The 22371-nt window shown below is 58.1% G+C and carries 36 protein-coding genes; 35 read left to right on the top strand and 1 reads right to left on the bottom strand.

The window, feature by feature from the left end; all coding sequences use genetic code 11:
• From DWB67_RS15365 to rpmD, 21 genes are all read left to right on the top strand, one after another.
• Nucleotides 1–725, top strand: a 725-nt coding sequence (locus DWB67_RS15365) for an EF-Tu/IF-2/RF-3 family GTPase (protein WP_255418704.1), incomplete at its 5' end; no start/stop codon positions are given.
• A gap of 272 nt (nucleotides 726–997) precedes the next feature.
• Complete coding sequence (gene rpsJ, locus DWB67_RS15360) at nucleotides 998–1306, top strand: 30S ribosomal protein S10 (protein WP_119808464.1); 309 nt, start codon at nucleotides 998–1000, stop codon at nucleotides 1304–1306.
• Nucleotides 1307–1317: 11 nt separating this feature from the next.
• On the top strand, nucleotides 1318–2172 hold the full coding sequence (gene rplC, locus DWB67_RS15355; protein ID WP_119808463.1) for a 50S ribosomal protein L3: 855 nt from the start codon (nucleotides 1318–1320) through the stop codon (nucleotides 2170–2172).
• A complete protein-coding gene (gene rplD, locus DWB67_RS15350; protein ID WP_119808462.1) occupies nucleotides 2172–2792 on the top strand; it encodes a 50S ribosomal protein L4 in 621 nt (206 codons plus the stop codon). Before rplC ends, rplD begins: the two co-directional genes overlap by 1 nt.
• Nucleotides 2789–3085, top strand: coding sequence for a 50S ribosomal protein L23 (locus DWB67_RS15345; protein ID WP_119808461.1), 297 nt, complete (start codon nucleotides 2789–2791; stop codon nucleotides 3083–3085). Before rplD ends, DWB67_RS15345 begins: the two co-directional genes overlap by 4 nt.
• Before the next feature lie 96 nt (nucleotides 3086–3181).
• Complete coding sequence (gene rplB, locus DWB67_RS15340; protein WP_119808460.1) at nucleotides 3182–4021, top strand: 50S ribosomal protein L2; 840 nt, start codon at nucleotides 3182–3184, stop codon at nucleotides 4019–4021.
• Between the two features lie 3 nt (nucleotides 4022–4024).
• The gene (gene rpsS / locus DWB67_RS15335) at nucleotides 4025–4303 is read left to right on the top strand and encodes a 30S ribosomal protein S19 (protein ID WP_119808459.1); all 279 of its coding nucleotides are present in this window, start codon (nucleotides 4025–4027) and stop codon (nucleotides 4301–4303) included.
• A 5-nt stretch (nucleotides 4304–4308) separates the two neighbouring features.
• Nucleotides 4309–4689, top strand: a complete 381-nt coding sequence (gene rplV, locus DWB67_RS15330) for a 50S ribosomal protein L22 (RefSeq protein WP_119808458.1) — start codon at nucleotides 4309–4311, stop codon at nucleotides 4687–4689.
• A complete protein-coding gene (gene rpsC / locus DWB67_RS15325) occupies nucleotides 4689–5399 on the top strand; it encodes a 30S ribosomal protein S3 (protein WP_119808457.1) in 711 nt (236 codons plus the stop codon). The genes rplV and rpsC overlap by 1 nt, the downstream gene beginning before the upstream one ends.
• 12 nt (nucleotides 5400–5411) lie before the next feature.
• Nucleotides 5412–5825, top strand: coding sequence for a 50S ribosomal protein L16 (gene rplP / locus DWB67_RS15320; protein WP_119808456.1), 414 nt, complete (start codon nucleotides 5412–5414; stop codon nucleotides 5823–5825).
• Nucleotides 5826–6029: 204 nt separating this feature from the next.
• Nucleotides 6030–6236 (top strand): 50S ribosomal protein L29, encoded by a 207-nt coding sequence (gene rpmC, locus DWB67_RS15315; RefSeq protein WP_119808455.1) that lies wholly within the window; start codon nucleotides 6030–6032, stop codon nucleotides 6234–6236.
• A 12-nt stretch (nucleotides 6237–6248) separates the two neighbouring features.
• Entirely contained in the window at nucleotides 6249–6494 is a 246-nt protein-coding gene (gene rpsQ, locus DWB67_RS15310) for a 30S ribosomal protein S17 (protein ID WP_119808454.1), read from the top strand.
• 76 nt (nucleotides 6495–6570) lie between these two features.
• Nucleotides 6571–6939: a 50S ribosomal protein L14 gene (gene rplN / locus DWB67_RS15305; RefSeq protein WP_072295573.1), complete on the top strand. Its 369-nt coding sequence runs from the start codon at nucleotides 6571–6573 to the stop codon at nucleotides 6937–6939.
• A complete protein-coding gene (gene rplX / locus DWB67_RS15300) occupies nucleotides 6939–7244 on the top strand; it encodes a 50S ribosomal protein L24 (RefSeq protein WP_119808453.1) in 306 nt (101 codons plus the stop codon). Before rplN ends, rplX begins: the two co-directional genes overlap by 1 nt.
• Entirely contained in the window at nucleotides 7244–7804 is a 561-nt protein-coding gene (gene rplE, locus DWB67_RS15295) for a 50S ribosomal protein L5 (protein ID WP_119808452.1), read from the top strand. Before rplX ends, rplE begins: the two co-directional genes overlap by 1 nt.
• A gap of 20 nt (nucleotides 7805–7824) precedes the next feature.
• Nucleotides 7825–8130: a 30S ribosomal protein S14 gene (gene rpsN, locus DWB67_RS15290; RefSeq protein WP_119808451.1), complete on the top strand. Its 306-nt coding sequence runs from the start codon at nucleotides 7825–7827 to the stop codon at nucleotides 8128–8130.
• A 16-nt stretch (nucleotides 8131–8146) separates the two neighbouring features.
• Nucleotides 8147–8539 carry a 30S ribosomal protein S8 gene (rpsH, locus tag DWB67_RS15285; RefSeq protein ID WP_119808467.1) on the top strand — a complete coding sequence of 131 codons (393 nt, stop codon included), beginning with the start codon at nucleotides 8147–8149 and terminating at the stop codon, nucleotides 8537–8539.
• Between the two features lie 12 nt (nucleotides 8540–8551).
• Nucleotides 8552–9085: a 50S ribosomal protein L6 gene (gene rplF, locus DWB67_RS15280; protein WP_119808450.1), complete on the top strand. Its 534-nt coding sequence runs from the start codon at nucleotides 8552–8554 to the stop codon at nucleotides 9083–9085.
• A 12-nt stretch (nucleotides 9086–9097) separates the two neighbouring features.
• Nucleotides 9098–9457, top strand: coding sequence for a 50S ribosomal protein L18 (gene rplR / locus DWB67_RS15275; RefSeq protein WP_119808449.1), 360 nt, complete (start codon nucleotides 9098–9100; stop codon nucleotides 9455–9457).
• Between the two features lie 112 nt (nucleotides 9458–9569).
• Complete coding sequence (gene rpsE / locus DWB67_RS15270) at nucleotides 9570–10136, top strand: 30S ribosomal protein S5 (protein WP_119808448.1); 567 nt, start codon at nucleotides 9570–9572, stop codon at nucleotides 10134–10136.
• Between the two features lie 11 nt (nucleotides 10137–10147).
• Nucleotides 10148–10333: a 50S ribosomal protein L30 gene (gene rpmD, locus DWB67_RS15265; protein WP_119808447.1), complete on the top strand. Its 186-nt coding sequence runs from the start codon at nucleotides 10148–10150 to the stop codon at nucleotides 10331–10333.
• Nucleotides 10334–10395: 62 nt separating this feature from the next.
• On the opposite strand, the gene DWB67_RS15260 is transcribed toward rpmD, so the two are convergent.
• Complete coding sequence (locus DWB67_RS15260; RefSeq protein WP_119808446.1) at nucleotides 10396–11013, bottom strand: hypothetical protein; 618 nt, start codon at nucleotides 11011–11013, stop codon at nucleotides 10396–10398.
• Between the two features lie 240 nt (nucleotides 11014–11253).
• Between DWB67_RS15260 and rplO the strand changes: the two genes are divergently transcribed.
• The 14 genes from rplO to DWB67_RS15190 all read left to right on the top strand — a co-directional run bounded on the left by rplO (nucleotide 11254) and on the right by DWB67_RS15190 (nucleotide 22285).
• On the top strand, nucleotides 11254–11730 hold the full coding sequence (gene rplO, locus DWB67_RS15255; RefSeq protein ID WP_119808445.1) for a 50S ribosomal protein L15: 477 nt from the start codon (nucleotides 11254–11256) through the stop codon (nucleotides 11728–11730).
• Nucleotides 11731–11837: 107 nt separating this feature from the next.
• On the top strand, nucleotides 11838–13208 hold the full coding sequence (gene secY, locus DWB67_RS15250) for a preprotein translocase subunit SecY (RefSeq protein ID WP_119808444.1): 1371 nt from the start codon (nucleotides 11838–11840) through the stop codon (nucleotides 13206–13208).
• A 66-nt stretch (nucleotides 13209–13274) separates the two neighbouring features.
• Nucleotides 13275–13922, top strand: a complete 648-nt coding sequence (locus tag DWB67_RS15245; protein WP_119808443.1) for an adenylate kinase — start codon at nucleotides 13275–13277, stop codon at nucleotides 13920–13922.
• Between the two features lie 178 nt (nucleotides 13923–14100).
• On the top strand, nucleotides 14101–14469 hold the full coding sequence (gene rpsM, locus DWB67_RS15240) for a 30S ribosomal protein S13 (protein WP_119808442.1): 369 nt from the start codon (nucleotides 14101–14103) through the stop codon (nucleotides 14467–14469).
• An 11-nt stretch (nucleotides 14470–14480) separates the two neighbouring features.
• Nucleotides 14481–14870, top strand: a complete 390-nt coding sequence (gene rpsK, locus DWB67_RS15235; protein WP_042247912.1) for a 30S ribosomal protein S11 — start codon at nucleotides 14481–14483, stop codon at nucleotides 14868–14870.
• A gap of 116 nt (nucleotides 14871–14986) precedes the next feature.
• Nucleotides 14987–16003, top strand: a complete 1017-nt coding sequence (locus tag DWB67_RS15230; protein WP_119808441.1) for a DNA-directed RNA polymerase subunit alpha — start codon at nucleotides 14987–14989, stop codon at nucleotides 16001–16003.
• Nucleotides 16004–16118: 115 nt separating this feature from the next.
• On the top strand, nucleotides 16119–16538 hold the full coding sequence (rplQ, locus tag DWB67_RS15225; RefSeq protein WP_119808440.1) for a 50S ribosomal protein L17: 420 nt from the start codon (nucleotides 16119–16121) through the stop codon (nucleotides 16536–16538).
• Nucleotides 16539–16835: 297 nt separating this feature from the next.
• Nucleotides 16836–17447 (top strand): autoinducer binding domain-containing protein, encoded by a 612-nt coding sequence (locus DWB67_RS15220; protein WP_119808439.1) that lies wholly within the window; start codon nucleotides 16836–16838, stop codon nucleotides 17445–17447.
• Nucleotides 17448–17508: 61 nt separating this feature from the next.
• Nucleotides 17509–18099: an acyl-homoserine-lactone synthase gene (locus DWB67_RS15215; RefSeq protein ID WP_119808438.1), complete on the top strand. Its 591-nt coding sequence runs from the start codon at nucleotides 17509–17511 to the stop codon at nucleotides 18097–18099.
• 54 nt (nucleotides 18100–18153) lie between these two features.
• Nucleotides 18154–19464, top strand: a complete 1311-nt coding sequence (locus DWB67_RS15210; RefSeq protein WP_119808437.1) for a replication-associated recombination protein A — start codon at nucleotides 18154–18156, stop codon at nucleotides 19462–19464.
• Nucleotides 19465–19495: 31 nt separating this feature from the next.
• Entirely contained in the window at nucleotides 19496–19870 is a 375-nt protein-coding gene (locus DWB67_RS15205) for a CrcB family protein (protein WP_119808436.1), read from the top strand.
• A complete protein-coding gene (locus DWB67_RS15200) occupies nucleotides 19867–20922 on the top strand; it encodes an RluA family pseudouridine synthase (protein ID WP_119808435.1) in 1056 nt (351 codons plus the stop codon). Before DWB67_RS15205 ends, DWB67_RS15200 begins: the two co-directional genes overlap by 4 nt.
• Nucleotides 20919–21575 carry an HAD-IA family hydrolase gene (locus DWB67_RS15195; RefSeq protein ID WP_119808434.1) on the top strand — a complete coding sequence of 219 codons (657 nt, stop codon included), beginning with the start codon at nucleotides 20919–20921 and terminating at the stop codon, nucleotides 21573–21575. The genes DWB67_RS15200 and DWB67_RS15195 overlap by 4 nt, the downstream gene beginning before the upstream one ends.
• Nucleotides 21572–22285: an ATP12 family chaperone protein gene (locus DWB67_RS15190; protein WP_119808433.1), complete on the top strand. Its 714-nt coding sequence runs from the start codon at nucleotides 21572–21574 to the stop codon at nucleotides 22283–22285. Before DWB67_RS15195 ends, DWB67_RS15190 begins: the two co-directional genes overlap by 4 nt.
• Nucleotides 22286–22371: the final 86 nt, after the last annotated feature.

Raw genomic sequence — 22371 nt, 5'->3', positions numbered from 1 at the left:
AGCTGCTGTCCAGCTATGACTATCCGGGCGACGACATTCCGATCATCAAGGGCTCGGCTCTTGCTGCAATGGAAGGTCGCGACGAGGAAATCGGTGAGAACTCGATCCGCGCCCTGCTGGCTGCTGTCGACGAATACATCCCGACGCCCGAGCGCGCCGTGGACCAGCCCTTCCTGCTGCCGATCGAAGACGTGTTCTCGATCTCGGGCCGTGGTACGGTTGTGACCGGTCGCGTCGAGCGTGGTGCTGTCAACGTCGGCGACGAACTGGAAATCGTGGGTATCCGCGACACCAAAAAAACGACCTGCACGGGCGTGGAAATGTTCCGCAAACTGCTGGATCGTGGTGAAGCTGGCGACAACGTGGGTGTTCTGCTGCGCGGTATCGACCGTGAAGGCGTCGAGCGTGGCCAGGTTCTGGTCAAGCCGAAGTCGGTCACGCCGCACACCAAGTTCGAAGCCGAAGCCTATATCCTGACCAAGGAAGAGGGTGGCCGTCACACGCCGTTCTTCGCCAACTACCGTCCGCAGTTCTACTTCCGCACGACCGACGTGACCGGGACGGTGACCCTGCCGGAAGGTACGGAAATGGTCATGCCCGGCGACAACCTGAAGTTCGAAGTCGAACTGATCGCGCCGATCGCAATGGAAGACAAACTGCGCTTTGCCATCCGCGAAGGCGGCCGCACCGTCGGTGCAGGCGTCGTCTCCAAAATCATCGCCTGATCCTTTCGGGGTCAAGGCAGGGAAAGGCCGTCCTTCGGGGCGGCCTTTTTCAATGGATAAAGGCGCAATCCGCCCAAGCCCCCTTGACCCAAACGCATATTTCAGGCAGATGGCGGCATCGCAGTCGAGACTGTCGCTTTCCGAAGCGAATCGTCTGCTGCCCGTAGGGCCGCCTTTGAAGGGCGGCCTCTACTTTTTCATACGGTCCGATGCTGGCGCCGCGCGGTGCGATGTCAGCCTCTCGACTGGAACTCCCCATCAAGGGAAGTGCAATGCCAAGCCAGAATATCCGGATCCGGCTGAAAGCCTTTGACTATCGTGTGTTGGATGCCAGCACGCAAGAGATCGTCAATACGGCCAAGCGCACCGGCGCAACCGTCCGCGGTCCCATTCCGCTGCCGAACAAAATCGAAAAATTTACGGTTCTCCGTGGTCCGCACATCGACAAGAAGTCGCGCGACCAGTGGGAAATCCGCACGCACAAGCGTCTGTTGGACATCGTTGATCCGACCCCGCAGACCGTTGACGCCCTCATGAAGCTCGACCTCGCCGCTGGCGTGGATGTCGAGATCAAAGTCTGAGGAGGCAAGACATGTTGCGTACTGGTGTTATCGCCAAGAAACTGGGCATGACGCGTCTGTTCCTTGAGGACGGCCGTCAGGTTCCCGTCACTGTTCTTCAGATGGACGGCCTTCAGGTTGTCGCGCAGCGTACGGCTGACCGCGACGGCTATACGGCTGTGCAGCTGGGTGCAGGCACTGCCAAGGTCAAGCGGACCACCGCTGCCATGCGCGGTCACTTTGCAAAAGCTTCGGTTGCGCCCAAGCGCAAGATCGCGGAATTCCGCGTTGCCGAAGAAAACCTGATCAACGTCGGTGAAGAAATCACTGCTGACCACTATTTCGCAGGTCAGTTCGTGGACATCGCCGGTATCTCGATCGGTAAAGGCTTTGCGGGCGCGATGAAGCGTCACAACTTCGGCGGCCTTCGCGCGACGCACGGCGTCTCGGTCAGCCACCGTTCGCATGGTTCGACCGGTCAGTGTCAGGATCCTGGCAAAGTCTTCAAAGGTAAGAAGATGGCCGGTCATCTTGGTGCGGTTCGCGTCACCACGCAGAACCTGCAGGTTGTCCGTACCGATGCCGATCGTGGCCTGATCATGGTCAAAGGTTCGGTTCCCGGTTCCAAAGGTGGTTGGGTGACGATCAAGGACGCGGTCAAGAAAGCCACGCCCGAGAACGTGATCTATCCCGCCGCGCTGAAATCAGCAGCTGAAGAAGCGAAGCGTCTTGCAGACGAGGCAGCTAACGCAGCTGCAGCCGAAGCAGAAGCCGCCCGCATCGCCGCTGAAGAAGCTGCAGCCGCCGAACAGGAAGCTGCGCTGAAGGAAGCCGAGGCATCGACCGAGTCCGACAACGGCGAAGCCGCGCCGGAAGGAGACAAGTGATGAAACTCGATGTGATCAAGCTGGACGCCGGCAAAGCCGGATCGATCGAGCTGGCAGACGATATCTTCGGGTTGGTGCCACGTGGCGACCTCCTGCAGCGTGTTGTCCGCTGGCAGCGTGCGAAGGCACAGGCAGGCACCCACTCGGTGCTGGGCCGTTCCGACGTCAGCTACTCGACCAAGAAGATCTACCGCCAGAAGGGCACCGGTGGTGCACGTCACGGTTCGCGCAATGCGCCGATCTTCCGTCACGGTGGTATCTATAAGGGTCCGACCCCGCGGTCGCACGCTTTTGATCTGCCCAAGAAGGTGCGGGCCCTGGGTCTGCGTCATGCCCTTTCGGCAAAAGCAACCGCTGGTGAACTGGTGATCATCGAGGATCTGAACCTCGACAACGCCAAAACCTCGGCAGTCGCAAAAGCTGTTAAGGAAAATGGTTGGAAGCGTGTTCTGGTGATCGACGGAGCCGAAGTGAACGAAAACTTCGCCCGCGCCGCACGCAACCTCGAAGGCGTGGATATCCTGCCTTCGATGGGTGCCAACGTGTATGACATCCTCAAGCGTGACACGCTGGTGATCACGCGCGCTGGTGTCGAAGCTCTGGAGGCTCGTCTGAAATGAGCGCGAAAGCCGAACATTACGACGTGATCGTCAAGCCGATCATCACCGAAAAAGCGACCATGACTGCCGAAAACAACGGCGTCGTGTTCCAGGTGACCAAAGATTCGACCAAGCCGCAGATCAAGCAGGCCGTCGAAGCTTTGTTCGGCGTCAAGGTGAAGGCGGTCAACACCACCATCACCAAAGGCAAGACCAAGCGTTTCAAGGGCCAGTTGGGCCGTCGGAACGACGTCAAGAAAGCCTATGTGACCCTGGAAGCAGGGAACACTATCGACGTCTCGACGGGACTCTGATAGTAGGGCACGATTCTGCGGCCCCGGACATGTTCCGGGGCCGCATTAATTGACTGAAACGGACCATCTCGGTCCAAAGCAACGGAAGACAGAAAGATGGCATTGAAGTCGTATAAACCGACGACGCCTGGCCAGCGTGGGCTGGTTCTGATCGACCGTTCGGAGCTTTGGAAAGGTCGCCCGGTCAAAACCCTTACTGAGGGTCTGACCAAGAAAGGCGGCCGGAACAACACCGGACGGATCACCATGCGTCGCCAAGGCGGCGGTGCGAAGCGTTTGTATCGCATCGTTGATTTCAAGCGGACGAAATTCGACGTCGCGGCTGTTGTCGAACGTATCGAATACGATCCCAACCGCACGGCATTCATCGCATTGGTCAAGTACGAAGACGGCGAGCAGGCTTATATCCTTGCGCCCCAGCGTCTTGCCATTGGCGACAAAGTCTATGCTGGCAAAAAAGTCGACGTGAAGCCCGGTAACGCCATGCCCTTCAGCGGCATGCCCATCGGTACGATCGTCCACAACGTTGAGCTGAAGCCCGGTAAGGGTGGACAGATCGCACGTTCGGCTGGCACCTATGCACAGTTCGTCGGTCGTGACGGCGGCTATGCACAGATCCGTTTGTCCTCGGGCGAACTGCGTCTGGTCCGTCAGGAATGCATGGCCACCATCGGTGCCGTGTCCAACTCGGATCACTCGAACCAGAATCTGGGTAAAGCAGGCCGTAACCGTCACAAGGGCATTCGTCCTTCGGTTCGTGGTGTCGCGATGAACCCGATCGACCACCCGCATGGTGGTGGTGAAGGTCGTACTTCGGGTGGCCGCACGCCGGTCACGCCTTGGGGTAAAGACACCAAGGGTAAGAAGACCCGCAGCAATAAAGCGACCGACAAGTATATCTTGCGTTCGCGCCACGCGAAAAAGAAGGGGCGTTGATCCATGGCACGTTCTGTTTGGAAGGGCCCCTTTGTTGACGCCTATGTGCTCAAGAAAGCGGAAAAGGCCCGTGATGCGGGAAAATCCGACGTCATCAAGATCTGGTCGCGTCGTTCGACCATTCTGCCACAATTCGTGGGTCTGACCTTCGGCGTCTACAACGGGCACAAGCATATCCCGGTTGCAGTCAGCGAAGAAATGATCGGCCAGAAGTTCGGTGAATATTCGCCCACGCGGACCTATTACGGTCACGCTGCGGACAAGAAAGCGAAGAGGAAGTAATCGTCATGGGTAAGGAAAACAATCCGCGCCGCGTGGCGGAGAACGAGGCCTTCGCAAAAACGAAGATGCTTCGCACCTCGCCGCAGAAGCTGAACCTGGTTGCGCAATTGATCCGCGGCAAGAAAGTCGACAAGGCCCTGACCGACCTGACTTTCTCGCATAAGCGTATCGCTGGCGACGTGAAGAAATGCCTTCAGTCGGCTATCGCAAACGCCGAAAACAACCATGGCCTTGACGTCGACAACCTGATCGTCGCCGAAGCCTGGGTTGGCAAAAACCTGGTGATGAAGCGTGGCCGTCCGCGGGCACGTGGTCGTTTCGGCAAGATCATGAAGCCGTTTTCGGAAATCACCATCAAGGTGCGCCAAGTCGAGGAGCAAGCGTAATGGGTCAGAAGGTCAATCCGATCGGCATGCGCCTGCAGGTTAACCGCACTTGGGACAGCCGCTGGTACGCCGACGACAAAGACTATGGTAACCTGCTTCTTGAAGACCTGAAAATTCGGGAATTCATCAAGAAGGAAGCCAAGCAGGCAGGCGTCAGCCGTGTCATCATCGAACGCCCCCACAAGAAGTGCCGCGTGACCATTCACGCAGCGCGTCCCGGTGTTATCATCGGCAAAAAGGGTGCGGACATCGAAGTTCTGCGCAAGAAGCTGGCCGGTTTCACCGACAGCGAAGTGCATCTGAACATCGTTGAAGTGCGCAAGCCCGACGTCGACGCGGCACTGGTTGCCGAATCGATCGCTCAGCAGCTTGAGCGTCGCGTTTCGTTCCGTCGCGCGATGAAGCGCTCGGTCCAGAACGCTATGCGTCAGGGTGCTTTGGGTATCCGTGTGAACGTTGCCGGCCGTCTTGGCGGTGCAGAAATCGCACGTACCGAATGGTACCGCGAAGGTCGCGTTCCGCTGCACACTCTGCGTGCTGACATCGATTATGCCCTGTGCGAAGCCACGACCCCCTACGGGATCATCGGCATCAAAGTGTGGATTTTCAAGGGTGAGATCATGGAACATGATCCGCAAGCCCATGATCGCCGCGCTGCCGAGGCTCAGGAAGGTCCGGCCCCCCGCGGTCCGCGCCGCGACGCTCGGTAAGGAGTAACCAAAATGCTGCAACCGAAACGTACAAAGTACCGCAAACAGCACAAAGGCCGTATCCACGGTGCTGCTAAAGGCGGTTTCGACCTGAACTTCGGCTCGTTCGCGCTGAAGGCTGTCGAGCCCGAGCGTGTGACCGCGCGCCAGATCGAAGCGGCTCGCCGCGCGATCACGCGTCACATGAAGCGTCAGGGTCGTGTCTGGATCCGGATTTTCCCGGATGTCCCGGTTTCGTCGAAGCCGACGGAAGTCCGGATGGGTAAAGGTAAGGGCTCGGTCGATTTCTGGGCTGCCCGCGTCCACCCCGGCCGGATCATGTTCGAGATCGACGGTGTCAACGACACCATCGCCCGCGAAGCTTTGCGCCTTGGCGCGATGAAATTGCCGGTTCTGACCCGCATCGTCGCACGCGAAGACTGGTAAGCCCGACGCACCTTGGTGCATCGCAGGCCTGCCCGACCCCGCCGAGAGATCGGCGGGGTTTTTCTTTTCCCGCAGTGTCGGGATAAAGGGTTGCAAACAGACGGAATCGCCTGTATCCGCAGGCCTTCATCACGAAACTCCACCGGAATCAGGGTGGCCCTGGATGTCAGGGGCCCTCCGGTGATGTTGAAAGGAAGAGGCGTCATGGACGCGAATGAACTCAGGAATAACACGCCTGACCAGCTGAAAGACCAGCTGGTTACGCTGAAGAAAGAAGCGTTCAACCTGCGCTTCCAGCAGGCCACCGGCCAGCTCGCAAGCACCGCTCGCATGCGCGAAGTCCGTCGTGACGTCGCACGTGTGAAGACCATTTTGAACCAGAAAGCGGCGGAAGCCGCGGCCTCGAACTAAGGAGCCCGGCACATGCCCAAACGCATCCTGCAAGGCCGCGTCACCAGCGACAAAAACGAACAGACCGTTACCGTTCTGGTCGAGCGTCGCTTCAAGCACGCGCTGCTGCACAAGACCGTCCGGTCTTCGAAGAAATACCGCGCACATGACGCGGAAAACAAGTTCAAGGTCGGCGACATCGTCCGTATCACGGAATGTGCCCCGATCTCGAAGACGAAACGCTGGACTGTCCTGTTGGACGAAGCTGCTTCGGCATAAGTCCACCATTACAGATCAGAAATGATCGAAACCCTGGGGCCGGATAATCCGGTCTCCAAAGGTCGGGAGAAACCAAATGATCCAGATGCAGACCAATCTGGATGTTGCTGATAACTCCGGCGCTCGCCGGGTTCAGTGCATCAAGGTTCTGGGTGGTTCGCACCGTCGCTATGCGTCGGTGGGCGACATTATTGTCGTTTCCGTCAAGGAAGCCATCCCGCGGGGCCGGGTTAAAAAAGGCGACGTCCGTAAGGCCGTAGTCGTCCGCACCGCAAAAGAAGTTAACCGTGAAGACGGTACCTCGATCCGTTTTGATCGCAATGCTGCCGTCATCCTGAACAACCAGGGTGAGCCGGTCGGTACGCGTATTTTCGGACCGGTCGTTCGTGAGCTTCGTGCAAAAAGCTTCATGAAGATCATCTCGCTAGCGCCGGAGGTGCTGTAATGGCTGCCAAGCTTAAAAAAGGCGACAAGGTTGTCGTTTTGGCCGGCAAGGATAAGGGCAAGCAGGGTGAAATCACCACTGTGATGCCTAAGGACCAGAAGGCCATCGTTGACGGTATCAATGTTGCGATCCGTCACACGCGTCAGACTCAGACCTCGCAGGGCGGTCGTGTGGAGAAATCCATGCCGATCCATCTGTCGAACCTGGCCCTGATGGACGTGAACGGTAAAGCGACCCGTGTCGGCTTCCGCGAGGAAGACGGCAAGAAAGTCCGCTTCGCCAAGACCACGGGAGACGTGATCTAATGTTGGACGCAACCAAATACACTCCGCGTCTTCGCGCGCAGTACAACGACACCATCCGTGCCGCTTTGAAAGAAGAGTTCGGATATAAAAGCGACATGCAGCTTCCGCGTCTGGACAAGATCGTCCTGAACATGGGTGTTGGTGAAGCTGTCAAGGACACCAAAAAGGTCAAGCAGGCTGCTGAAGAGCTGTCGCTGATCGCCGGCCAAAAAGCTGTCATCACCTATGCAAAGAAGTCGATTGCCGGCTTCCGCGTTCGTGAAGAGATGCCGCTTGGCTGCAAGGTGACCCTGCGCGGTGACCGTATGTACGATTTCATGGATCGCTTGATCAACATCGCACTGCCTCGTGTCCGTGACTTCCGCGGCGTGAAGCCGACCTCGTTCGACGGTCGCGGCAACTATGCGATGGGTTTGAAAGAGCACATCGTGTTCCCGGAAATCAACTTCGACAAGGTCGACGAAGTTCTGGGGATGGACATCATCATCTGCACCACCGCGACGACCGACGCGGTAGCGAAGTCACTGTTGAAGCATTTCAACATGCCGTTCACCAGCTGAGTCGCGGAGGGAAAGAAGATATGGCAAAGAAATCCATGGTCGAACGCGAGAAGAAGCGCGAACGTCTGGTTCAGAAGTACGCTGCAAAGCGCGCCGAACTGAACGAGATCGTTCATGACCAATCCCGCCCGATGGAAGAGCGCTTTAAGGCCACGCTGAAGCTGGCCGAATTGCCGCGCAATTCTTCGGCTACGCGTCTGCACAACCGGTGCCAACTGACCGGTCGTCCGCATGCGTATTACCGCAAATTGAAACTGTCGCGGATCATGCTGCGCGAGCTTGGCTCGCACGGTCAGATCCCCGGCCTGGTCAAGTCCAGCTGGTAAGGGGGCACATAACATGATGAACGATCCTCTCGGCGATATGCTGACACGCATCCGCAATGCGCAGATGCGCGGCAAATCGACCGTTCGCACCCCGGCCTCCAAGCTGCGCGCTTGGGTTCTGGACGTGCTGCAAAGCGAAGGTTACATCCGCGGATACGAGGCTGTAACCACCGATGCCGGCCACCACGAGCTGCACATCGGCCTGAAGTACCACGACGGCATCCCGGTTATCCGTGAAGTGTCGCGCGTGTCGAAGCCGGGTCGTCGGGTTTACACCGGCGCAAAAGCTATCCCGCAAGTTCGTCAGGGTCTGGGCGTTTCAATCGTCTCGACTCCGAAGGGCGTCATGTCGGATGCAGCAGCTCGCAATGCCAATGTTGGCGGCGAAGTTCTCTGCACCGTGTTCTAAGGAGGGCAGCAGATGTCTCGGATTGGTAAAAAGCCGGTCGAACTGCCCCAGGGCGTGACGGCCGAAATCAAAGGTCAGCAGATCGAAGTCAAGGGGCCGAAAGGCACCCGGACCTTCACTGCCACCGATGATGTGAACATCTCGCTTGACGACAATGTCGTCAGCGTAAAGCCACGCGGCAATTCCAAGCGTGCTCGTCAACAGTGGGGTCTGACCCGCTCGATGATCGAGAACCTGACGGTTGGCGTTTCGCAAGGCTTCAAGAAAGAACTGGAAATTCAGGGTGTGGGTTACCGCGCCACGATGCAGGGTTCGGTTCTGAAGCTGGCTTTGGGTTATTCGCACGACGTGAACTTCGCTATTCCGGAAGGCGTGACCATCACGTCCCCGAAACAGACGGAAATCATTGTCGAAGGTATCGACCAGCAATTGGTCGGCCAGGTTGCGGCAAACATTCGCGAATGGCGCAAGCCCGAGCCCTATAAGGGCAAAGGCATTCGCTATAAGGGCGAGTATGTTTTCCGTAAGGAAGGCAAGAAGAAGTAAGGGGCGCATGAAATGGCACTGAAAAAGCAAGAGCTGTTCCAGAAGCGCCGCTTGCGCGTGCGGAACAAACTGCGGGCAATGTCGAACGGGCGTCCGCGCCTGTCGATCCATCGCTCGTCCAAAAACATCTCGGTTCAGGTCATCGACGATCTGAACGGCGTGACTCTGGCTGCGGCCAGCACGCTGGAGAAGGATTTTGGTCTGGTAGGCAAGAATAATGTCGAAGCAGCATCGAAAATCGGTGCGGCAATTGCCGAGCGTGCGAAAGCAGCTGGCGTGGAAGAAGTTGTCTTCGACCGCGGTGGCTTTATTTTCCACGGTAAGGTCAAAGCATTGGCTGACGCCGCCCGTGAAGGTGGTCTGAAGTTCTAATGTTGCGGGTGGCGCATTTAACGATGCGCCACCCCGATGATTCGGGGATGCTTGCATCCACCTGAATCGGATAAACGGCGCGGTAAGCGCGCCACCGTATAAGGAATGCCTCATGGCAGAACGTGACAACCGCCGGGGCGGTCGCAATGACCGCGAAGAAAACCCGGAATTCCAGGATCGCTTGGTTGCGATCAACCGCGTGTCGAAAACCGTCAAGGGTGGTAAGCGCTTCGGCTTTGCTGCTTTGGTCGTTGTTGGTGACCAGCGCGGCCGCGTCGGTTTCGGCAAGGGTAAGGCCAAAGAGGTCCCCGAGGCGATCCGTAAAGCAACCGAGCAAGCAAAGCGTGGTCTGATCCGCGTTCCGCTGCGCGACGGTCGTACGCTGCATCACGACATGGAAGGCCGTCATGGCGCCGGTAAAGTGATCATGCGCACCGCCGTTCCGGGTACCGGCATCATCGCTGGTGGTCCGATGCGCGCTGTGTTCGAAATGCTGGGCATCCAGGACGTCGTGGCGAAGTCGCAAGGGTCGCAAAACCCTTACAACATGATCCGCGCAACCTTGGACGGCCTGAAAAAGGAAGCTAGCCCCCGTTCGGTCGCGCAGCGTCGCGGCAAGAAAGTGGCTGACATCCTGCCCTCGAACGACAAGCCGGCTGACGCCGCTGTCGAAGCGTAAGGACAAGGCACATGGCAACGATCGTCGTCAAGCAGATCGGTTCTCCGATCCGTCGTCCCGCCATTCAGCGTGCTACGCTGAAAGGTCTGGGCCTGAACAAAATGAACCGCACCCGCGAGCTGGAAGATACTCCGGCAGTGCGCGGTATGGTTGCGAAGATCCCCCACATGGTGGTGATCATCGAAGAAAAAGCCTGATTCATTCGTAATCTGGCAAGGAAGGCGCCCCGCTTCAGCGGGGCGTTTTTCGTTTGCAGACCTTAGTTTTCGGCCCGGCAAGCATAAACCGTTCCGCCGACCGCGACGACAGACACCGCCGCGCCTGTTAACAAGACGGGTGACGCGGCGACTACGGCAGCCGCCCCGCCAAGGGACGCCAATGCTCCGGAAATGACACTGCCGGTTCCGCTGACAATCACCGCACCGGAGGCATCGGGTAATGCATGTAGTCCGGCAACAGACTTTCGCGCGGCGGTCGATGTCAGTGCCCCCGCTGCGCCTGTTGCTTGATTAACCCGACTACATACCGAAGATGACGCCACCTTGCAGCGTCCCCATGCGTCGCGATCGCCAAGATCATAACCGATGACAGAATCGGAGTCCTCGTCCTGACGCAGGCAAAAGGGCAGCCGTTGATCATCGGTCAGTTCAGGGGTCAGACTGCGCAGCACGACATAGCTGGGGCAGTCGTGGCGTCCGACACGGGCGGCCAGCTGTTCCCGCCTGGAATAGCGTTCGGAAAGCTTCGCTTCCTCTTTGTCGTAACCCAGAACAATATCCTTCCCATTGATGCGTGTGCTGCACATCGTCGGTTCTGCGGCCAGCAGGGCAGGGGGAAACGACAGAGCAATGGCGACGGTTGTCAGAATGATACGCATGGATCGAAGCTGCTTTTTGGAAATGGGTTGGCGTTTGATGGGCTGGACGTGGCGTGTTCTCAAGACACAAGCACGTGGGACGCTGCGAAAACCTTGGCGTTGTGGCTGTCGGATCGCTTGAAAGCCATTCCCAATCCGCGTATAGGCGCTCGGTGCCCTTGTGGCATTGTGATTCATTTATACGACATGCCGTGTCCCCCTGTATCGCTTCTGGGGTGTGTCCGGCGAAGGAGAAGCGACATGAAACTACACGAAATTCGTGATAACGAAGGCGCAAACCGTACCAAGAAGCGCGTTGCGCGTGGTCCTGGTTCGGGCAAAGGTAAGATGGCTGGCCGTGGTATCAAAGGTCAGAAGTCGCGTTCGGGCGTCGCATTAGGCGGCTACGAAGGCGGCCAGATGCCACTGTACCGTCGTCTGCCCAAGCGCGGTTTCACTGCGCCGAACGCAAAATCCTTTGCTGTTGTGAACCTGGGCCAGATCCAGCGCTTCATCGATGACGGCAAAATCGACGGCAAAGCCGAGCTGACCGAAGACGCATTGGTTGCATCGGGTCTGGTTCGCCGCAAGCTTGACGGTATCCGTCTGCTGGCAAAAGGCGAACTGAAGGCGGGTCTGACCATCGTCGTGACCGGCGCTTCCAAAGCCGCAATCGACGCAGTCGAGAAGATCGGTGGTAAGGTTACGTTGCCTGCCAAGGCGGCTGCTGCTGAATAAGCTGTTGATCGGGGCGCAGAGGCCCCGTAGATAGCATCTAGGTTTTCAGGCGCCGCCGTCCCCGGAAAACGGGCCGGCGGCGCTGTCATGACACGGGACGGACACACATGGCGTCAGCCGCAGAACAGATGGCCGCGAACCTCTCATGGGGTCAGCTTGGAAGAGCCACGGAACTTCGCCAACGGATCTGGTTCACGCTTGGTGTTCTGATCATGTATCGCATCGGCACCTATATTCCCGTTCCGGGAATTGATGGCGCTGCGTTGCGCAACTTTATGGATCAGGCCCAATCGGGCATCGGCGGCATGCTGTCGATGTTCACTGGCGGTGCACTTGGCCGGATGGGCGTTTTCGCCTTGGGGATCATGCCCTATATTTCGGCCTCGATTATCGTCCAGCTTCTGACGTCGATGGTTCCCTCGCTGGAACAGTTGAAGAAAGAGGGCGAGCAGGGCCGCAAGAAGATCAACCAGTATACGCGGTATGGCACGGTCGCACTGGCACTGTTCCAAGCCTATGGTCTGGCCCGCAGCCTCGAGGCTGGCGGTCTGGCGCATGACGCCGGTCTGTTCTTTCAGGCTTCGGTCGTGATCACGCTGGTCGGCGGCACGATGTTCCTGATGTGGCTGGGTGAACAGATCACCGCACGCGGCATCGGCAACGGTATCTCGCTGATCATCTTTGTCGGTATTCTGGCGGAAATCCCCGCAGCATTGGCATCCTTCTTTGCCCAAGGCCGTTCGGGTGCGATTTCAACGCCGGTGATCCTGTTTGTGATCGTCATGCTGGTCGCCGTAATTGCCTTTGTAGTCTTCATGGAGCGCGCGCTTCGCAAGATCCGCATCCAGTATCCGCGGCGTCAGGTCGGCATGAAGGTCTATGACGGCCAGTCCAGCCACCTTCCGGTCAAGGTGAACCCCGCAGGCGTCATTCCAGCGATCTTTGCCAGTTCGTTGCTGTTGCTGCCAATTACGATCTCGACCTTCTCGGGCAATGAATCCGGTCCGATCATGTCGACGATTCTGGCCTATTTCGGTCCGGGTCAGCCGCTGTATCTGCTGTTCTTTGCAAGCATGATCGTGTTCTTCACATATTTCTATACGCAGAATGTTTCGTTCAAGACCGATGATGTGGCTGACAATCTGAAAAATCAGGGTGGCTTCATTCCCGGCATCCGTCCGGGCAAGCGCACGCAGGAATATCTGGACTATGTGGTCAATCGCCTGCTGGTGATCGGTTCGGCCTATTTGGCCATCGTCTGCCTGATGCCGGAAATTCTGCGGACGCAGTTCTCTATTCCGGTTTATCTAGGCGGGACTTCGGTGCTGATCGTCGTTTCGGTGACGATGGATACGATCAATCAGGTGCAAAGCCATCTTCTGGCGCATCAATATGAAGGATTGATTGAAAAATCCCAGCTGCGCGGTAAACGTAAACCGGGGACACCGAAGCCGCGTCGCGCACCATCGCGCCGCTGAACCGGACACAGTAGTCACATGACGCTAAAGACGGCCGAAAAACGGCCAGCCTGAGGGGGACACGCCATGACCATCAATATTATCCTGCTGGGGCCACCAGGTGCCGGCAAGGGCACCCAGGCCCGCCGCCTGGTCGAGGAGCGTGGCTTGGTCCAGCTGTCCACTGGTGACATGCTGCGCGCCGCCCGCAGTTCGGGAACCGAGATGGGCAAGCGCGTCGCCGAGGTCATGGACCGCGGCGAGCTGGTCACAGACGAGATCGTTATCGGCCTTATCCGTGAACAGCTTGCGAATGGCGGGAACGGTTTCATCTTCGACGGCTTCCCGCGCACTTTGGCACAGGCAGACGCGCTTGGGGATCTGCTGGCCGAAACCGGCATGAACCTTGATGCTGTCATCGAAATGCAGGTTGACGATGAGGCATTGGTGCGTCGCATCACCGGACGCTATACCTGTGGCAACTGCGGTGAGGTTTACCACGATGAAACCAAACCGACCGCCAAAGAGGGAGTCTGTGATGTCTGTGGCTCGACCGATCTGAAGCGTCGCGCGGATGACAATGCAGACAGCCTGAAGACGCGTCTGCTGGAATATTATAAAAAGACGTCGCCGCTGATCGGCTATTACTATGCCAAGGAAAAGCTGTCGCGTGTCGACGGTCTGGCGGCAATGGATCAGGTCGGTGCGGAAATTGCCAAAGCACTGGATGCATAAGGCAATAGATGTTCGCTCGGGCTTGACCCGGCGCGGGACTGCCGATAGATCACGGCATCTCGTAAGAGAATCGCCCGGCAACGGGTGATCTTCGATTGGCCCGAAGGCATGGCTTTCGGGCCTTGCGTTGTGAAAAAAGGTTCCGGTGCTACGGAACCGCAACTGAAAAGGAAAACGCGTGGCTCGTATTGCTGGCGTAAACATTCCGACGGGGAAACGCGTCCCCATCGCACTGACCTACATCCACGGCATCGGCAGCATGTTTGCCGAACAGATCTGCGAAGCTGCGGGCATCGACCGCACGCGTCGCGTGAACGAGCTGTCGGATGCAGAAGTTCTTCAGATCCGTGAATACATTGACGCCAATCTGACCGTCGAAGGCGACCTGCGCCGCGAAGTCCAGATGAACGTCAAGCGTATGATGGATCTGGGTTCGTATCGTGGCCTTCGTCACCGTCGTGGCCTTCCGGTCCGCGGTCAGCGCACGCATACCAATGCGCGCACCCGTAAGGGCCCGGCAAAAGCTATTGCCGGCAAGAAGAAGTAAGGGGCAGCGATATGGCACGTGATAAGACTCGTATGAAGCGTAAAGAGCGCAAGAACATCGCCACCGGCGTTGCTCATGTGAACTCCAGCTTCAACAACACCAAGATCCTGATCTCGGACGTTCAGGGCAACGCGATTGCGTGGTCCTCGGCCGGTACGATGGGCTTCAAGGGTTCGCGCAAATCGACCCCCTATGCCGCCCAGATGGCTGCCGAAGATGCTGGCCGCAAGGCTCAGGAACATGGCGTGCGCACGTTGGACGTCGAAGTCCAAGGCCCGGGTTCGGGTCGTGAATCGGCTCTGCGCGCTTTGGCTGCTGCAGGCTTCAACATCACGGCGATCCGTGACGTGACGCCGATCGCACATAACGGCTGCCGCCCTCCGAAGCGTCGCCGCGTCTAATTTTCGGATCATCAACGACCGGACCGCGCCTATTTCGTGCGGTCCGGAATTTCGCATTTCACCTCGGGCGTTTCCGACTTTGGTCATGAGACGGGGACAGGTATGGAGGCAAACCCATGATCCACAAGAATTGGGCTGAACTGATCAAGCCAACCCAGTTGGCAGTCAAGCCGGGCGCTGACGCGACCCGGACGGCGACAGTTATTGCCGAACCGCTAGAGCGGGGCTTCGGCCTGACGCTTGGCAACGCGCTTCGTCGCGTTTTGATGTCGTCGCTTCAGGGTGGTGCCATTACCGCCGTCCAGATCGACAACGTCCTGCATGAATTCAGCAGCGTTGCCGGCGTTCGGGAAGATGTCACCGACATCGTTCTGAACCTGAAAGGCGTCGAACTGCGCATGGATGTCGAAGGCCCCAAGCGTCTGACGCTGTCGGCCAAAGGTCCGGGCGAAGTCAAGGCAAGCGACATCCAGGAAACGGCGGGCATCACTGTCCTGAACCGTGACCACGTCATCTGCCATCTTGATGACGGTGCCGATCTGAACATGGAACTGACCGTGCAAACGGGCAAGGGCTATGTTGCTGCGGATAAGAACCGTCCCGAGGACGCCCCGATCGGCCTGATCCCGATCGACGCCATTTTCTCGCCCGTCAAGCGCGTCAGCTATGAAGTCACCCCGACCCGCGAAGGTCAGGTGCTGGATTATGACAAGCTAACCATGAAGATCGAAACCGACGGTTCGCTGACCCCCGAAGATGCCGTGGCATATGCCGCGCGTATCGTTCAGGACCAGCTGTCGGTCTTCGTCAACTTCGACGAGCCGGAAGCCGCAAGCCGTCAGGACAGCGATGAGGGTCTGGAATTCGATCCGCGTCTGCTGAAGAAAGTCGACGAGCTGGAATTGTCGGTCCGTTCGGCGAACTGCCTGAAGAACGACAATATCGTTTATATCGGCGATCTGATCCAGAAAACCGAAGCAGAGATGCTGCGCACGCCTAACTTTGGCCGCAAGTCCTTGAACGAAATTAAGGAAGTGCTGTCGGGCATGGGTCTGCATCTTGGCATGGATGTCGTGGATTGGCCGCCGGAAAACATCGAAGATCTGGCAAAGCGTTTCGACGACCAGTTCTAAGATTTCGGCGGGGCGTCACGGCGTCCCGCCAGACTATGGGCTTTATGCCCCAAGGTGAGTGGCCCGCTACGTATGGGCTGCCGGACAAAGTATAAAGACGTCATAGGAGAATATCATGCGTCACGCACGTGGCTATCGCCGCCTTAACCGTACCCATGAACACCGCAAAGCGCTGTTCGCCAACATGTCCGGCTCGTTGATCGAGCATGAGCAGATCAAGACGACTCTGCCCAAGGCGAAAGAACTTCGCCCGATCATCGAAAAGCTGATCACGCTTGCCAAGCGCGGCGATCTGCACGCCCGCCGCCAGGCTGCATCGCAGCTGAAGCAGGACATGCATGTTGCAAAACTGTTCGACGTTCTGGGTGAGCGTTACAAAGAGCGTCAGGGCGGCTATTCGCGCGTTCTGAAAGCCGGTTTCCGTTATGGTGACATGGCGCCGATGGCGATCATCGAACTGGTCGACCGCGACACCACCGCAAAGGGTGCAGCTGACCGCGCGCGCCTTGAATCGGAATTCACCGCCGAAGATTGAGGCTTATCCCCTCGTTGGCAGAATTCAGCCCCGCTATGCATTCGCATGGCGGGGTTTTTCTATATTTCAGGCAAAAAAATGTGACGTAACGTTACTATAGGAACGAAAACGCGACTATTGAGGTAAAGTCAGGGTAACTAGGCTTGCCGACGCTGCCCGAATGGGCAGAAGGTCGTCGCACAGGGGGGCATTTATGGAAAAGACGGAATTTTTACGCCAATTAACCAGTGATCAACACTATTGCCACATCTTTAGTTTAGAAATTAACCTTAATCGTTTCAACCTATCCAAAACATCATGTCATCACGCGCAGATATAAACGCTGGCCTCGCAAGACTGGGTAAGATTTCCCAGTCGGGGTATTTCGTGGGTCTGCACATCCGTTTTGCCGCCCCGTTGATGCAATTCCAGACCTATCCGGAAAGCTGGTCCGAGTTCTATTCGGAGAACGGTTACGCGTTGCGTGACCCGACGATTGCCTGGGGCTTTTCCACGACGGGTGCATGTCGCTGGTCGGCTTTGCCTATCCCCGATCCTTTCAACATTCTGCGAGAGGCGGCGAATCATGGGCTGACATTCGGACTTACGGTGGCCCATGGTCCGATTTCATCGCGGACCATTGCGTCATTCGCGCGGCCTGATCGTGAACTGACCGATAACGAGATCGAGGATATTTCGGTCACAATCGAGCGGTTGCACGACATCACCGAGCCGCCAGCGAGCCTGACCAAGGCTCAGAAAGAAGCCCTTCGTTGTATCGCGCAAGGTGATCGTCATGCGGCGGCGGCGGCAAAGCTTGGCATTACTGAAAGTGCATTCAAGGCAAGACTTATTTCGGTGCGTGAACGCCTTAAAGCACGCACTACGGCCGAAGCACTTCAACGCGCCAAGGAATACCGTCTGCTGTGATGATGTTGTCTTGGGTTCCGTTATTGCAGGGAAGGGGCCCCTTACACCCCAGGAGCATCTAATGCAGATTACGACTTTGTCCTTTTCCAACCTTCACAATCACGGCGAACTGTTTGCGAATCTTTTCCGCGCAAGGAAGCAGAGCTTCATCGTCCAGAAAAACTGGGATCTGCCGGAATCGGACGATATGGAGTTCGACCAGTATGATACCCCGCAAAGCCGCTGGATCGCTATCCATGACACGACCGAGATATTGGCAGGTATCCGGCTGACACCGACAACTGCGCGCTGCGGAATCTATTCCTATATGATCCGCGACGCTCAGGAAGGCATCTTGGGCGGGTCGATCCCGCAAAATCTGCTTAATGACAAGGCGCCGGTTGATCCGCATGTCTGGGAATGTTCGCGTGTCTTTGTCAGCCATTCGATCCCGCAGATGTACCGCCGTAAGGTGCATTTCAAAATGGTCGAGGCGATGACCTCGTCCGCCCGTGATATGGGCGCCACCAAACTGATTGCTTTGACGGGTGCGAACTGGCCACGCTGGTATGGCCGCTGCGGCCTGTCAGCCGAAGCTTTGGGCCCAGAACTGTGGATCGATGATGCCAATTTCCAATGTGTCGCGATAGATCTTGCCTCGAAGATGCACTGACGCTTATGAAACAGGGCTGTTGCTGTTGCCGCGACGGCCCTAGACTATTCACCTATGGCTGATCTTTTCGATAACGACACCCCGCCCGCCAAAGCTGCCGGTCCTCGACCGCTAGCCGACCGCATCCGTCCGACCCGCCTGTCGCAGGTGATCGGTCAAGGTAAGGTCTTGGGTCCTGATGGTCCGCTTGGCAGTATGCTTGCAGCAAACAGCCTGTCATCGCTGATCCTCTGGGGGCCGCCGGGGGTGGGCAAAACGACCATTGCGCGTCTGCTGGCGGATGAAACCGATCTGGCCTTTGTCCAGATCAGCGCCATTTTTACCGGCGTGCCGGAATTACGCAAAGTTTTCGATGCGGCCCGTCTTCGCGCAGGGCAGGGGCGTGGGACATTGCTTTTTGTCGACGAAATCCACCGCTTTAACAAAGCCCAGCAGGACAGTTTCCTGCCGCATATGGAAGATGGCACCATTCTTCTTGTGGGGGCCACTACTGAAAATCCCAGCTTTGAACTGAACGCCGCTGTTATGTCGCGCGCACAGGTTATTGTGCTGGAACGCCTGTCGCTGGCGGATCTGGAGCTGATGGCCCAACGGGCGGAACGCGAACTGGGGCGCAAACTGCCACTGACACCTCAGGCACGGGACAGCCTGCTAGAGATGGCAGATGGTGATGGCCGCGCAGCGCTGAACCTGATCGAGCAGGTGGCCGCGTGGAAAACCGACACCAAGATCGACCGCGATGCGCTTGCTCAACGCCTGATGAAGCGGGCTGCGAAATACGACAAATCGGGGGATGAACATTACAACCTGATCTCGGCCTTGCATAAATCCGTGCGCGGCAGTGACCCCGATGCGGCACTGTACTGGTTTGCCCGCATGTTGGAGGGGGGCGAGGATCCCCGCTATCTTGCCCGCAGGATCACCCGCATGGCGGTCGAGGATATCGGTCTGGCCGATCCCGCCGCAGCACGTCACTGTCTGGACGCATGGGCAATGTATGAACGGCTTGGCAGCCCCGAAGGTGAACTGGCCTTGGGGCAGGCGGTGCTTTATCTGGCTTTGGCGCCGAAATCGAACGCCGGTTATGCCGCCTATAAGGCCGCACGCGTCGAAGCAAAGCGGACCGGCAGCCTGACGCCGCCTGCCCATATCCTGAACGCGCCGACCAGGATGATGAAGGATCAGGGCTATGGTGCCGGCTATGCCTATGACCATGACGCCGAGGACGGCTTTAGCGGCCAGAACTATTTTCCTGACGGGTTGAAGCGACCTGTGCTGTACACTCCGGTGGAAAGGGGCTTCGAACGTGAACTTAAACGCCGTCTGGACTGGTTTGTGGCCCAACGATTGAAGCGTGGCGGTTGACTTTACGGCCGCGCCGCCACACACGGAAACGATGTTGAACCCCTTTCTTCAAGTTGCAATCGGCGGTGCGCTTGGTGCCACCGGTCGCTTTGCCGTTTATCGGATGATCCCGTCACAATGGGCCGCTTTCGGCCTTGCGACGGGCTTTGTTAATCTTGCCGGTTCGTTCCTGATGGGACTATTGGCGGCGCTATTCGCGCATCGGCTTGGGAATGCCTATGCCCCGCTTGTATTGACGGGGTTCTTGGGCGGGTTCACCACGTTTTCGGCATTCTCACTGGATGTGCTGACGATGTGGGAACGGGGTCAGGGCGGTAGCGCCCTGATATATGTGGCGGGCACGGTCCTGCTGTCGCTGGCTGCCGTGACCGCGGGGCTGGCATTGGGTCGAGGATTTTGGGCATGAGCGGCGTACAGACAATTCAGGTCACCGAAGAAGATGGCGAACAGCGTCTGGACCGCTGGCTGCGCAAACGCTTCCCGCATGTGTCGCAGGTGGCCATCGAAAAGCTGTGCCGCACGGGCCAGCTGCGTGTTGACGGCGGTCGCGTCAAAGGCGCATCCCGCGTCCAGCCGGGGCAGGAAATTCGTATTCCCCCGATGCCCGAACCCGGTCCCGCGCGCGAAAAGACCGATCGTCCCTTGGGGCCGCAGGTCAATGATGCCGATGTGCAGATGATTCAATCGGCGGTTCTGTGGCGGGACGAACATATCATTGCGATCAATAAACCGCCCGGTCTGCCCAGTCAGGGTGGCAGCGGTCTGGGCGGTCGCCATGTCGATGGTCTGACTACCGCGCTGATGTTCGGCTTCAAGGAACGCCCCAAGCTGGTTCACCGGCTGGATAAGGACACTTCGGGTGTTTTGCTGCTGGCACGCACCGATCGCGTGGCGCGCGCCCTGTCCGAGGCGTTCCGTCTGCGCAGCACCCGCAAGATCTATTGGGCCGCCGTTGCAGGTGTGCCCCATCCGCGCATGGGCACAATCCGTTATGGCTTGGTCAAAAGCGGGGGTGGTCATGGACGCGGCGATGAAAAGATGATCGCCGTCCATCCGCGGGATATCGACAAGACCGAAGGCGCAAAGCGCGCCACCACCGATTACGCCGTTATGGACGCGCTTGGGACGCGGGCCAGCTGGTGTGCATTGGTGCCGATCACAGGCCGCACCCACCAGTTGCGCGCGCATATGGCCGAATTGGGCCATCCCATTGTGGGCGACGGCAAATACGGTGGCTCGGGTCAGGAAAACCTTGGCGATGGCTGGGGTGCCCAGCTGGGCGGAGAGATCAGCAAGAAGCTGCATCTGCACGCCCGCAGCATCACCTTCGATCACCCGATCACCAAGAAACGCATGACCATCACTGCGCCTTTGGCCGAACATATGACGCGGACATGGCAGAACGTGGGCTGGCATGAAAACGATGTGCCTGCCGATCCCTTTGCGGAGGACGAATGAAGCTTGTTGTCTTTGATGTCGACGGTACGCTGGTCGACAGCCAAGGCCTGATCCTGCACGCGATGGACAGCGCCTTTGACGCTGCGGGGCTGGCTTTGTTGCCCCGCGAACAGGTTTTGTCGATTGTCGGGTTGTCTTTGCCGGTCGCCGTGGCGCAACTGTTGCCGCAGGCCGACCCCGATACTGTGACGCAGGTGGTCGAGGGGTATAAGACCGCCTATGCCACGGCGCGGGCCGAACAGGCGGCCCCGCTTTATGCCGGTGCTGCGGATTGTCTGGACCGGCTGGCTGCGCGTGACGATATTCTGCTGGCTGTGGCCACGGGGAAATCGCGGCGCGGATTGGATGCGGTGATTGCCGCCCACGGTTGGCAGGGGCGGTTTCTAAGCCTTCAAACAGCCGACGGCCATCCCTCAAAACCCCATCCGGCGATGTTGCATGCCGCCATGTCGGAAACAGGGACCGAGGCTGCCGATTCTATTATGATCGGCGATACCAGCTTTGATATGCAGATGGCCCGTCAGGCGGGGATGACCGGTTTCGGGGTGTCTTGGGGATATCACCTAACACAGGCCCTGACCGACGCCGGTGCCGCGCAGATTTTCGGCGACTTCGCATCGCTGACCCAAGCAATCGAAAGGTGGTCGGCATGACCGAATGGAAAGCCCGCCGGTTCTGGAAAGCTTCCGCAACCCGCCCCGCAGATGACGGGTGGGAGGTTATTCTGGATGACCGTCCGGTTCGTACGCCGGGTAAAAAGCCCCTGAGCCTGCCGACGCAATCACTGGCCGATGCGGTCGCGGCCGAATGGGACGCGCAGGACGATATCATCCGCCCCGACACCATGCCGCTGACGCGCGCTGCCAATTCGGCGGTAGAAAAGGTCGCGCCGCAGTTCGACGCTGTTGCTGCAATGCTTGCTGATTATGCAGGCACCGATCTGCTGTGTTATCGGGCAACCGATCCGCGGGAATTGATTGCGCTGCAAGCCGCCGGTTGGGACCCGCTGATTGAATGGGCCTGCACGCATCACGATGCGCCGCTGCGGGTGACACAGGGTGTTATTCCCGTGGATCAGCATGACGAATCGCTGGTGCGTCTGCATAGGCAAGTGCAGGCCTTGGACCTGTATGGGCTGACCGCATTGCATGATCTTGTGACGATTCCCGGATCGCTTGTTCTTGGTCTGGCCGTCATTCAGGACCGGATTCCGGTCGAGGATGCCTTCCGTTTGTCGCGCATCGACGAGGATTTCCAGATCAGCCGCTGGGGTGATGATGAGGACGCGCAGGCCGTCGCCGCCTCGCGTTTACTGGCGATGAAACAGGCAGAACGCCTCTGGAGGTTGTCGCGTAAGGGTTGAAAGCGCTTTTCTTATGGGTTGGAGTTCTTGACGCGCGTCTTTGTATCGGCACAATATCGCCTATTAGGACAGCACTTCGGTGTCGT

It is taken from the genome of Paracoccus sp. JM45, assembly GCF_003590715.1.
Lineage (GTDB): Bacteria > Pseudomonadota > Alphaproteobacteria > Rhodobacterales > Rhodobacteraceae > Paracoccus.
The sequence above is the reverse complement of the archived record's forward strand: the minus strand, read 5'-3'. Positions and strand labels throughout refer to the sequence as shown.